The sequence below is a fragment of the Streptomyces sp. WAC 04229 genome, assembly GCF_003947455.1.
GTDB lineage: Bacteria > Actinomycetota > Actinomycetes > Streptomycetales > Streptomycetaceae > Streptomyces.
This window is the reverse complement of sequence record NZ_QHJH01000223.1, coordinates 1-11,516: the sequence shown is the minus strand read 5'-3', so window position 1 is coordinate 11,516 and position 11,516 is coordinate 1. Positions and strand designations below refer to the sequence as shown.

General features: G+C 71.9%; 11 protein-coding genes and 1 pseudogene. 4 read left to right on the top strand and 8 right to left on the bottom strand.

What is annotated here, in order from left to right; all coding sequences use genetic code 11:
• The 3 genes and pseudogenes from DMH12_RS33800 to DMH12_RS33785 all read right to left on the bottom strand — a co-directional run.
• A pseudogene (locus DMH12_RS33800) lies at positions 1–677 on the bottom strand (phospho-sugar mutase); the annotation flags it as partial.
• A gap of 376 nt (positions 678–1,053) precedes the next feature.
• Positions 1,054–1,878, bottom strand: a complete 825-nt coding sequence (locus tag DMH12_RS33790) for a purine-nucleoside phosphorylase (protein WP_125495170.1) — start codon at positions 1,876–1,878, stop codon at positions 1,054–1,056.
• A gap of 92 nt (positions 1,879–1,970) precedes the next feature.
• Positions 1,971–2,408 carry a gamma-glutamylcyclotransferase gene (locus DMH12_RS33785; protein WP_125495169.1) on the bottom strand — a complete coding sequence of 146 codons (438 nt, stop codon included), beginning with the start codon at positions 2,406–2,408 and terminating at the stop codon, positions 1,971–1,973.
• An 85-nt stretch (positions 2,409–2,493) separates the two neighbouring features.
• Here DMH12_RS33785 and DMH12_RS33780 point away from each other — a divergent pair, with 85 nt between their 5' ends.
• Complete coding sequence (locus DMH12_RS33780) at positions 2,494–3,942, top strand: NAD(P)H-quinone dehydrogenase (RefSeq protein WP_185832713.1); 1,449 nt, start codon at positions 2,494–2,496, stop codon at positions 3,940–3,942.
• A 178-nt stretch (positions 3,943–4,120) separates the two neighbouring features.
• Positions 4,121–5,107, top strand: a complete 987-nt coding sequence (locus tag DMH12_RS33775) for a DeoR/GlpR family DNA-binding transcription regulator (RefSeq protein ID WP_125495168.1) — start codon at positions 4,121–4,123, stop codon at positions 5,105–5,107.
• Positions 5,108–5,264: 157 nt separating this feature from the next.
• Here DMH12_RS33775 and DMH12_RS33770 read toward each other — a convergent pair whose 3' ends face one another.
• Complete coding sequence (locus DMH12_RS33770) at positions 5,265–7,037, bottom strand: biotin carboxylase N-terminal domain-containing protein (RefSeq protein ID WP_125495167.1); 1,773 nt, start codon at positions 7,035–7,037, stop codon at positions 5,265–5,267.
• A gap of 374 nt (positions 7,038–7,411) precedes the next feature.
• Here DMH12_RS33770 and DMH12_RS33765 point away from each other — a divergent pair, with 374 nt between their 5' ends.
• A complete protein-coding gene (locus DMH12_RS33765) occupies positions 7,412–7,894 on the top strand; it encodes a hypothetical protein (RefSeq protein ID WP_125495166.1) in 483 nt (160 codons plus the stop codon).
• Here DMH12_RS33765 and DMH12_RS33760 read toward each other — a convergent pair.
• From DMH12_RS33760 to DMH12_RS33745, 4 genes are all read right to left on the bottom strand, one after another.
• Positions 7,863–8,486, bottom strand: a complete 624-nt coding sequence (locus DMH12_RS33760) for a nucleoside triphosphate pyrophosphatase (RefSeq protein WP_125495165.1) — start codon at positions 8,484–8,486, stop codon at positions 7,863–7,865. The genes DMH12_RS33765 and DMH12_RS33760 overlap by 32 nt on opposite strands.
• 38 nt (positions 8,487–8,524) lie before the next feature.
• Complete coding sequence (gene mmpB / locus DMH12_RS40075; protein ID WP_125495164.1) at positions 8,525–8,653, bottom strand: morphogenic membrane protein MmpB; 129 nt, start codon at positions 8,651–8,653, stop codon at positions 8,525–8,527.
• Between the two features lie 111 nt (positions 8,654–8,764).
• Complete coding sequence (locus tag DMH12_RS33750; protein ID WP_125495163.1) at positions 8,765–8,971, bottom strand: acyl-CoA carboxylase subunit epsilon; 207 nt, start codon at positions 8,969–8,971, stop codon at positions 8,765–8,767.
• Positions 8,972–8,980: 9 nt separating this feature from the next.
• A complete protein-coding gene (locus DMH12_RS33745; protein WP_125495162.1) occupies positions 8,981–10,573 on the bottom strand; it encodes an acyl-CoA carboxylase subunit beta in 1,593 nt (530 codons plus the stop codon).
• 110 nt (positions 10,574–10,683) lie between these two features.
• Here DMH12_RS33745 and DMH12_RS33740 point away from each other — a divergent pair.
• The coding region (locus tag DMH12_RS33740; RefSeq protein WP_125495161.1) for a biotin--[acetyl-CoA-carboxylase] ligase at positions 10,684–11,516 on the top strand (833 nt) is incomplete at its 3' end.

Sequence of the window (11,516 nt, the reverse complement as noted above, 5' to 3'; positions counted from 1 at the left end):
GTGTAGACCGTGCGGGCCGTGCGGGGGGAGCCGGGGGAGAGGACCGCGTCCGTGCGGGCGAGGTAGGCGTCGAGGACGTCGTCGCCGAGGGTCTGCCAGCCGGCGGTGGGGCGGGGGACGTCGTGCAGGGAGGCCACGGCGTCGATCTCCGCGGCGATGCCGGCGTCCGCTGGGGGCACGATCTGGGAGCCGTCGCCCAGGTACACCTTGTAGCCGTTGTCGCGGGGCGGGTTGTGGCTGGCCGTGACCTCCACGCCGGCGACCGCGCCGAGGTGGCGGATGGCGAAGGCGAGCACGGGAGTGGGGAGGGGGCGGGGGAGTACGGCCGCCCTGAGGCCGGCGCCGGTCATGACGGCGGCGGTGTCGCGGGCGAAGTCCTCGGACTTGTGGCGGGCGTCGTAGCCGATGACCACCAGGCCCTCGGTGTGACCCTGGCTCCTGAGGTAGGCGGCGAGGCCCGCCGCGGCGCGGATGACCACGGAGCGGTTCATGCGCATCGGACCGGCGCCGAGTTCGCCGCGCAGGCCCGCGGTGCCGAACTGGAGGGTGCCGGAGAAGCGTGCGGTGAGCTCTGCGTGGTCCTCGGCGTCGATGAGCTCGGCGAGTTCGGCGCGGGTGTCCGCGTCGGGGTCCTCGGCCAGCCATGCCTTGGCCCGTGCGAGGAGGTCGTCTTGCACGTCGGTCAGCCTCTCGTGTTGTCGGTTGTTCCGGGGGTGGGATGCCTGCGGCGGCCTGTGGCTGCTTCGGTGGGGTGCGCGTAGCGCGGTGCGTCGCGTTGTGGGTCGGGGGCGCGCCGGGGGGTGTCCGTCCTCGGAACGGCGCGGAATCGGTACCTCAAGATGCGTGGTTCGTTGACGCGCCAACCGCTGCGGGCGGACACCCCCCGACACGCCCCCTTCTCGCCGTACGCGGCTCTCCCACGTATCCGCAGCGGCACCCGGCAAGCGCCGGCCCGCGTCACCCACCCCCGGCCCGCATCCACGCGGGGTGCCACGTGAACTCCGGCCCGCGCCTCGCGCCCTACGCGGGCGCGGGGCTGCCCCCGGCGTCGGGTTACAGCCGGCCCAGGACCTGCGTCAGCAGCGCGCCCATCCGGGTGGCGGAGTCGCGGCCTGCCTGGAGGACCTCCTCGTGGTTGAGGGGCTCGCCCGTCATGCCCGCGGCGAGGTTGGTGACCAGGGAGATGCCCAGTACCTCCGCGCCGGCCTCGCGCGCGGCGATCGCCTCCAGGACCGTCGACATGCCCACCAGGTCGGCCCCGATGACGCGGGCCATGCGGATCTCGGCCGGGGTCTCGTAGTGCGGGCCGGGGAACTGGGCGTAGACGCCCTCCTCCAGCGTGGGGTCGACCTCCTTGCACAGGGCCCGCAGCCGGGGCGAGTAGAGGTCGGTGAGGTCGACGAAATTGGCGCCGATGATGGGGGAGGTGGCGGTGAGGTTGATGTGGTCGCTGATCAGGACCGGCTGGCCGGGGCGCATGCCCTCGCGCAGGCCGCCGCAGCCGTTGGTCAGGATGATCGTCTTGGCGCCGGCCGCCACCGCGGTGCGGACGCCGTGGGAGACGGCGGCGACGCCGTGGCCCTCGTAGTAGTGGGTGCGGCCCAGGAAGACCAGCGCGCGCTTGTCGCCGATCGAGTACGAGCGGATCTTGCCGCCGTGACCCTCCACCGCGGGCTTGGGGAAGCCCGGCAGGTCGGTGACCTGGAGATCGGCCTCGGGGGCGCCCAGGGCGTCCACGGCCGGTGCCCAGCCGGAGCCCATCACGAGGGCGACGTCGTGGGTCTCGGCGCCGGTGAGTTCGCGCAGGCGGGCCGCGGCGGCGTCGGCGGCAGCGTAGGGGTCGCCCTGGATGTCGTCCGGAAGAAGAGATGCGTTCACGCCGAAGAGGGTAGCCGGTTTCCGCCTACGCGCGTAGATGACAGAGGTCACGGGATGGTGATTGTTGGGTTGGAGGATCCGACAGGAGGGCGTCAGCAGGGGCGCTTGCGGAGTTCCATCACGTAGTCGTGGGGGGCGCCCGCCGATTCGGCCGCGTCCGCCACCTCGCCCAGGTAGCGGGCGGAGGGCAGGCCGCCCTCGTAGGCGTTCAGGACGTACGTCCAGGCCTTCTCCTCGCCCTCCAGGGTGTGGACGCGCACCCGGGTGCGGCGGTAGATGTCCAGACCCACGCCCTCCCAGCGGTCGAGCGAGTCCTCGTCCATCGGGGCGACGTCGTAGAGCGCCACGAAGACCTGCGAGATCGGGTCCTCGACCAGGGTCGCCAGCGCGCCCTCCCAGCCCATGTGCTCGCCCCCGAAGGTCAGCCGCCACCCGTTCAGCCAGCCGGTCGCGCGCAGCGGCGAGTGCGGGGCGCGGCGGGTCATGAGCCGCGCGTCGAGGTTGCCGGCATAAGCGGCGTAGAGCGACATGGGGGAAGGGTACGACAGGCGTCACGCGCATCACGTTCGTAACGGTGGCGCCCCCGGGCAGCCGCCCGTTGAAGGGTGCGGGACAATGGAGTACGTGACTCGGATCGTGATCATTGGCGGCGGACCCGGCGGATACGAAGCGGCGCTGGTGGCCGCGCAACTCGGTGCGGAGGTGACCGTCGTCGACTGCGACGGTCTGGGCGGGGCGTCGGTGCTGACCGACTGCGTGCCGTCCAAGACCCTCATCGCCACGGCCGAGGTGATGACCACCTTCGACTCCTCCTACGAGGAGCTGGGGATCATCGTCGCCGACGACACCCCGCCCATGGAGCAGGCCGCCCGGGTCGTGGGCGTCGACCTCGGCAAGGTCAACCGACGCGTCAAGCGGCTCGCGCTCGCCCAGTCGCACGACATCACCGCCTCCGTGACGCGGGCCGGCGCGCGGGTCATGCGCGGGCGCGGGCGGCTGGAGGGGATGCAGGCGCTCGACGGGTCCCGGAAGGTGATCGTGCGCGCCGCCGACGGGAGCGAGGAGACGCTCACCGCGGACGCCGTGCTGATCGCCACCGGCGGGCACCCGCGCGAGCTGCCGGACGCACGGCCCGACGGCGAGCGCATCCTGAACTGGACCCAGGTGTACGACCTGGAGGAGTTGCCGGAAGAGCTGATCGTGGTCGGGTCCGGTGTGACCGGTGCCGAGTTCGCCGGTGCCTACCAGGCGCTCGGGTCGCGGGTCACCCTCGTGTCGTCGCGGGACCGGGTGCTGCCCGGTGAGGACCCCGACGCCGCCGCCGTGCTCGAGGACGTCTTCCGGCGGCGCGGCATGAACGTCATGTCGCGGTCCCGGGCCCAGTCCGCCAAACGGGTGGGGGACCGGGTGGAGGTCACGCTCGCCGACGGACGGGTCATCACCGGGTCGCACTGTCTGGTGGCCGTCGGCGCCATCCCCAACACCGACGGGATGGGGCTGGAGGAGGCCGGGGTCAAGCTCAAGGACTCCGGGCACATCCGCACCGACCGCGTGTCGCGGACCTCGGCTCCCGGTGTCTACGCCGCCGGTGACGTCACCGGCGTCTTCGCGCTGGCCTCGGTGGCGGCGATGCAGGGGCGCATCGCCATGTACCACTTCCTCGGGGACGCGGTCACCCCGCTGAACCTCAAGACCGTCTCCGCCAACGTCTTCACCGACCCCGAGATCGCCACCGTCGGCTACTCGCAGGCCGACGTCGACGCCGGCAAGATCGACGCCCGCGTGGTGAAGCTGCCGCTGCTGCGCAACCCGCGCGCCAAGATGCAGGGCATCCGGGACGGCTTCGTCAAGATCTTCTGCCGGCCCGGTACCGAGATCGTGGTGGGCGGTGTCGTCGTCGCGCCGCGCGCCTCGGAGCTGATCCACCCCATCTCCCTCGCCGTCGACAACAACCTGACGGTCGAGCAGATCGCCAACGCCTTCACCGTGTATCCGTCGCTCTCGGGCTCGATCGCGGAGGTCGCCCGGCAGCTGCACACGCGGAAGGCCGGCGGCGAAGGCTAGCGGCCGGGGCGCGGCTGGAATCGACTCCCCGCTGGTCACGGGGAGTTGTGGCGCTTGCGGGTGGCATAGGCGGGCAGAGTAGGCGCTTATACCACTTCTGGTACTGCCTTGCGAACAACTTCTGTTATTCGGCGCATACTGCTGAAAGCAGACGGTCGTTGGGGTTACTGTCAGTTTCGTGTTCGCTGCAGAACGTCGCCAATTGATCCTCGAAATGGTGCGCGCGAACGGGGCCGTGTCGCTCCGTGAGCTCGCCCGCGTCGTCCAGACCTCCGAAGTGACCGTACGGCGGGACGTGCGCGCACTGGAGGCAGAAGGACTCCTCGACCGCCGGCACGGCGGTGCGGTACTGCCGGGCGGATTCACGCGAGAGTCCGGCTTCCCGCAGAAGTCCCATCTCGCGACCGCCGAGAAGACGGCCATCGCCGATCTCGCCGCGGGCTTCGTCGAAGAGGGCGAGGCCATCGTGGTGGGTGCCGGGACGACCACGCAGGAGCTGGCCCGCCGGCTCGCGCGGGTGCCCGGGCTGACCGTCGTCACCAACTCGCTGCTGGTGGCCCAGGCCCTCGCGCACGCCAACCGGGTCGAGGTCGTGATGACCGGCGGCACGCTCCGCGGGTCCAACTACGCCCTGGTCGGGTCGGGTGCCGAGCAGTCCCTGCAAGGGCTGCGGGTGTCCAAGGCCTTCCTGTCCGGGAGCGGGCTGACGGCGGAGCGGGGGCTGTCCACGTCCAACATGCTGTCGGCGTCCGTCGACCGCGCCCTGGTGCAGGCCGCCGCCGAGGTCGTCGTCCTCGCCGACCACTCCAAGCTGGGCACGGACACCATGTTCCAGACCGTGCCCACGGACCTCATCACCCGCCTGGTCACCGACGAGGCGCCGGCCCACGACGACCGTGCCGCCACCGAGCTGCAGGCCCTTGCCGACCAAGGGGTGCAGATCGCCGTGGCGGGGGCGTCCGGTGGCGCGGCGTCCGGCCCGGGGGGCACCGGGGCCCCGGGGGGTGATGCCGTCCCGGCGCGTCAGCAGCGCCGCGACGTGCCGCTTCCGGGGCCGCGCCGACAGGTTCCGGGCGCGGCGTCGGGGCTCCGCTCGGCGACCGCCCTGGGTGAACAGGCGGCCGGGCCGGAACGGGCGCGCGTCGCCGACATGCGCCGACGCTAGCCGTCGGACGGTCCCGGCAGCCGCCGCACTGTCCCGGCAGCCGCCGCCTGTCCGGCAGCCGGCGTGCTGCCCGGTCGCGCCCCCGGAACGGCGGGGGCGCCCGGCGGGACCGGTTGCTTCGGTCCGCCGGGCGCCCCGGATGCTTCCTTCGGGTGCCTCAGTCCTTGATCTCGCAGATCGCCGCGCCGGAGGTCACGGAGGCTCCGATCTCGGCGCCCAGGCCCTTGATGGTGCCGGACTTGTGGGCGTTGAGAGGCTGCTCCATCTTCATCGCCTCGAGTACGACGATCAGGTCGCCCTCCTGGACCTCCTGGCCCTCCTCGACGGCGATCTTGACGATGGTGCCCTGCATCGGCGAGGCGAGGGTGTCGCCGGAGGCCGCGGGGCCGGACTTCTTCGCCGCGCGGCGCTTGGGCCGGGCGCCGGCCGCCAGTCCGGTGCGGGCCAGGGACATGCCCAGGCTGGAGGGCAGGGAGACCTCCAGGCGCTTGCCGCCGACCTCGACGACGACCGTCTCGCGGCCCGACTCCTCGTCCGCCTCGGTGTCGGCGGGCGCGTTGAAGGGCTTGATGTCGTTGACGAACTCCGTCTCGATCCACCGGGTGTGGACCGTGAAGGGGTCGCTGGAACCGGTCAGCTCCGGTGCGAACGCCGCGTCACGCACGACCGTGCGGTGGAACGGGATGGCCGTGGCCATGCCCTCCACGGTGAACTCGTCCAGGGCGCGGGCGGCGCGCTGGAGGGCCTCCTTGCGGGTGCGGCCGGTGACGACGAGCTTGGCCAGCAGGGAGTCCCACGCCGGGCCGATCACGCTGCCGGACTCGACACCGGCGTCGAGGCGGACACCGGGGCCGGTGGGCGCGTCGAAGAGGGTGACGGTGCCGGGGGCGGGCAGGAAGCCGCGGCCCGGGTCCTCGCCGTTGATGCGGAACTCGAAGGAGTGGCCGCGCAGCTCCGGGTCGTCGTAGCCGAGCTTCTCGCCGTCGGCGATGCGGAACATCTCGCGGACCAGGTCGATGCCGGCGACCTCCTCGGTGACCGGGTGCTCGACCTGCAGGCGGGTGTTGACCTCCAGGAAGGAGATCGTGCCGTCCATGCCGACGAGGAACTCCACGGTCCCGGCGCCGACGTAGCCGGCCTCCTTCAGGATCGCCTTGGAGGACGAGTACAGCTCATCCAGCTGTGCCTGGGACAGGAACGGGGCGGGGGCTTCCTCGACCAGCTTCTGGTGGCGGCGCTGCAGCGAGCAGTCACGGGTGGAGACGACGACCACGTTGCCGTGCTGGTCGGCCAGGCACTGGGTCTCCACGTGGCGGGGCTTGTCGAGGTAGCGCTCGACGAAGCACTCGCCGCGGCCGAACGCGGCCACCGCCTCACGGACGGCGGACTCGTACAGCTCGGGGACCTCGTCCAGGGTGCGGGCGACCTTCAGGCCGCGTCCGCCACCGCCGAAGGCCGCCTTGATCGCGATCGGCAGGCCGTGCTCCTCGGCGAACGCGACGACCTCGTCCGCGCCGGAGACCGGGTCGGGGGTGCCCGCGACCAGCGGCGCGCCCGCGCGCTGCGCGATGTGCCGGGCCGCGACCTTGTCGCCCAGGTCACGGATGGCGTGCGGGGGCGGGCCGATCCAGATCAGATCCGCGTCCAGGACCGCCTGGGCGAACTCGGCGTTCTCGGAAAGGAATCCGTAGCCGGGGTGGATGGCGTCCGCGCCCGACTCCCGCGCGGCCTTGAGGACCTTGTCGATGTCCAGATAGCTGGTGCCGGGGGTGTCACCACCCAGGGCGAACGCCTCATCAGCGGCACGGACGTGCAGAGCGTCCCGGTCCGGGTCCGCGTAGACGGCCACGCTCGCGATCCCCGCGTCCCGGCAGGCCCGGGCCACACGGACAGCGATTTCGCCACGATTGGCGATGAGCACCTTGCGCACGATTGAGGCTCCCTCCTTGAAACAAGCCGATTTTAGGGACTGCCGACACGGCACTTCGACCCGTCCCCAATGGTGAGCTTGCCCACACGGAGCGTGATTCGAGGCTCGCTCGACCCGCGAAAGCCCTTGTAGTACCGCGGTACGCAGGACTCATGGGGGAAACCCTAGCTCTCCCGTGTGGTCAAGGTCTCTGTAAGAGCGTGCTGCGGGCCACTCCGTTTCTTTGTCGAGTCCCTACTAATGGCCCAATGATTCTTTGCCGGCGGCAGACCTCTTGTCGCGAGGTTTACCCGTTAGTAGCGTTCTGGCTGTCTCGAACGTACTTGGGGTAACAGCTGTCCCTCGCGGCAGCGGTCGAAAGTGGGTGGGGACCGGTGTCAGTGCGCAGGCCGGTGGCGTGGACCGTGACGATCGTGCTCTTCCTGGAGGCGGTCGGCGTCGCGGCGCTGAACTGGTTCCTGGGGATCGTCGTCGACCGGCAGGACATGTCCCTGGCCGGTCTCGATCCGGACGCGATGTCCGTGTCGTCGAAGATCGGCGGAGTGGTCTTCGGCCTCTACTTCGCGTGGTGCGGGCTCGTCGCTCTGCTGGTGGCGCTCCGCGACCGCGCGCCGGCCGGGCTCGGCCGGGTCCTGCTGATCAGCGCGGCCGTGGTGCACGGGCTGCTCGGGGCCTTCACCTGGGGACTGGTGGGCCCCGGCGCCTTCGTCTTCATGATCGTCGTACTCGGTCTCATCGTGCTGCTGCTGATGACCTACGACGCCCACCAGCGGCCCGCGCCCGCGGCGCGCCCCGAGGACGGCACGGGCGACGACGGAACGCCGGTCAGCCCGCCGCCGGCGCCCACAACTCCGTGATGCCGGTCCCCAGCTCGGCGAGCAGCCGCCGCAGCAGGGGCAGGCTGAGGCCGATCACGTTGCCGTGGTCCCCCTCGATGCCGTCGATGAACGGGGCCGAGCGGCCGTCCAGGGTGAACGCCCCGGCGACGTACAGCGGCTCTCCGGAGGCCACGTAGGCCGCGATCTCCTCGTCGGTCGGCTCGCCGAAGCGGACGACGGTGGAGGCGGTGGCCGAGACGTGGCGGCCGGAGGCGGTGTCCCAGACGCAGTGGCCGGTCTGCAGGGTGCCCGCCCGGCCGCGCATCGCCTTCCAGCGGGCGGTCGCCTCCTCGGCGTCCGCCGGCTTGCCGAGGGCCTGGCCGTCCAGGTCGAGCACCGAGTCGCAGCCGATCACCAGAGCACCGTGCACCTCGGGCTTCGCGGCCACGACGGAGGCCTTGGCCTCGGCCAGGGCGAGGGCCAGCTCGGCGGGGATGGGGGCGGTGACGGCGTCCTCGTCGACCCCGCTCACGAGCACCTCGGGGGCCAGGCCGGCCTGGCGGAGCAGGCCCAGTCGGGCCGGGGACTGGGAGGCTAGGACGAGTCGGCGGCGCGGCTGCTGGTCGGTCATGGGACCAGGGTATCGGCGGCGCGGCGATCGCCGGCGGCTCAGTGCAGGCCGGCGACCAGCATCGCGAGAACCATCGCCAGCGCCAGGAAGACGCCCAGTCGCCGCAGCCTGTGCTGCATCTCGCGCAGTTCTTCGGGCGGCTCGTTCTTCGGGTCGGACCAGAGCATGGCACCAGCGTGCGGCTCGGGCGGGGGGCGGCGCTTGAGTACGGGTACCTAGATATGGGGCGCGGGGTTGCCGTGCTGTGCGCGGTTCCTCGCGCCCCTCGGTGGGTGTCCTCAGGCCGGCCAGAAGGTGCGGCCCCACGTCGCAGGGCCCGGCTGGGGCAGCCGGTGAGCGGCGATGCGGGCCGGGTCGGACCACGCGTCCCTGCTGCGCGGCGCGCCCGTGGGCTCCGGTTCCGCCGCTGCCGCGCGGGCCCTGACCACCGTCAGGGCCGCGGCCAGTTCCTCCGGGGTGGGGTTGCCCCGTACGACCTTGATCACAGCGGCTCCTTAGAGGGGGATGTTGCCGTGCTTCTTCGGGGGGAGGGATTCGCGCTTGGTGCGCAGTTGGCGCAGGCCGCGGACGATGTGGCGGCGGGTGTCGGACGGCATGATCACCGCGTCGACGTAGCCGCGTTCGGCCGCCGTGTAGGGGTTGAGGAGGGCGTCCTCGTACTCCTGGATCAGGCGGGCGCGGGTCGCCTCGGCGTCGTCACCGGCCTCGCTGATCGTGCGGCGGTGCAGGATGTTGACCGCGCCCTGGGCGCCCATGACGGCGATCTGGGCGGTCGGCCAGGCCAGGTTGAGGTCGGCGCCCAGGTGCTTGGAGCCCATGACGTCGTAGGCGCCGCCGAAGGCCTTGCGGGTGATGACCGTGATGAGGGGGACGGTGGCCTCGGCGTAGGCGTAGATCAGCTTGGCGCCGCGGCGGATGATGCCGTCGTGCTCCTGGTCGACGCCGGGCAGGAAGCCGGGGACGTCCACGAAGGTGATCACGGGGACGTTGAAGGCGTCGCAGGTGCGCACGAAGCGGGCCGCCTTCTCCGAGGCCGTGATGTCCAGGCAGCCGGCGAACTGCATCGGCTGGTTGGCGACGATGCCGACCGGGCGGCCCTCGACGCGGCCGAAGCCGGTCAGGATGTTCGGCGCGAACAGGGCCTGGGTCTCGAAGAACTCCGCGTCGTCGAGGACGTGCTCGATGACCGTGTGCATGTCGTACGGCTGGTTCGCCGAGTCCGGGACGATCACGTCCAGCTCGGCGTCCTCGTCCGTGACCGCGAGGTCGGCCTCCTCCGGGAAGGCGGGCGGCTCGGAGAGGTTGTTGGACGGCAGGTACGACAGCAGCTGCTTGACGTACTCGATGGCGTCCTTCTCGTCGCCGGCCATGTGGTGCGCCACGCCCGAGGTGGAGTTGTGGGTGCGCGCGCCGCCCAGCTCCTCGAAGCCGACGTCCTCGCCGGTGACGGTCTTGATGACGTCGGGTCCGGTGATGAACATGTGGCTGGTCTGGTCGACCATGACCGTGAAGTCGGTGATCGCGGGGGAGTAGACCGCGCCGCCGGCGCAGGGGCCCACGACCAGGCTGATCTGCGGGATGACGCCGGAGGCGTGGGTGTTGCGGCGGAAGATCTCGCCGTAGGCGCCGAGCGAGGCGACGCCCTCCTGGATGCGGGCGCCGCCGGAGTCGTTGATGCCGATGACCGGGCAGCCGGTCTTCAGCGCGAAGTCCATGACCTTGACGATCTTCTGGCCGTAGACCTCGCCCAGGGCGCCGCCGAAGACGGTGAAGTCCTGGGAGAACACCGCGACGGGGCGGCCGTCGACGGTGCCGTAGCCGGTGACGACGCCGTCGCCGTAGGGGCGGTTGGCGTCCAGGCCGAAGTTGGTGGAGCGGTGCCGGGCGAACTCGTCCAGCTCGACGAAGGAGCCCTCGTCGAGCAGGAGCTCGATACGCTCACGGGCCGTCAGCTTGCCCTTGGCGTGCTGCTTCTCCACGGCACGTGAGGAACCGGCGTGCGTCGCCTCCTCGATACGGCGCTGCAGATCCGCGAGCTTGCCCGCGGTCGTGTGGATGTCGGGCTGCTGCTCTTCCGGCTCGGACATCGGGATGCGGCTCCCTGCCTGCTCAAAAGGGGGGACGGTTACTCGTTCGTAGAGTAGTAGGGGGTCTTCCGTTCGGCAGTGCGGTCTTTCCCACACCTAGGGTGGGTTGCATGACGCCGCGCGATGCCTCTGGCTCCCCGAACAACCGCTGGTCCGACCTGGACCGGCCGCCCCTCAACGCCACGGCCCTGCGCCGGGCGCTGGTGCGGGAGGGAGGGCTGTGGCGGCAGGTGGACGTGGTGCAGCGGACCGGCTCCACCAACTCCGACCTCGTGGCCCGCGCCGCCGAGGAGGAGCAGGCGGAGGGGGCCGTCCTGGTCGCCGAGGAGCAGACCGCCGCCCGGGGCCGCCTGGACCGGCAGTGGACGGCACCGCCCCGCTCCGGGCTCTTCTTCTCCGTGCTGCTGCACCCCACCGAGGTGCCGGTGGCCCGCTGGGGCTGGCTGCCGCTGCTGACCGGCGTGGCCGTGGCGACCGGTCTCTCCCGGGTGGCGGGCGTCGACACGGCGCTGAAGTGGCCCAACGACCTGCTGGTGACCGTCGGCGACGAGGAGCGCAAGGCCGGCGGCATCCTCGCCGAGCGGGCCGGCGACGGGGTCGTCGTCGGCGTCGGCGTCAACGTCACTCTCCGGGCCGACGAGCTGCCGGTCCCGCAGGCCGGCTCACTGGCGCTGGCCGGCGCCGCGAACACCGACAGGGACCCGCTGCTGCGGGGCGTCCTGCGGTCGCTGGAGGACTGGTACGGGCGGTGGCGGTCGGCCGGGGGCGACCCGGTGGCCTGCGGACTCCAGGAGACCTACGCGGCGGGCTGCGCGACGCTCGGACGCGTCGTCCGGGCCGAACTGCCGGGCGACCGGTCGCTGGTCGGGGAGGCGGTGGCCGTGGACGGCGACGGGCGGCTGGTACTGGCCACGGGCGCGGGGGTGCAGGAGCCGGTGGGGGC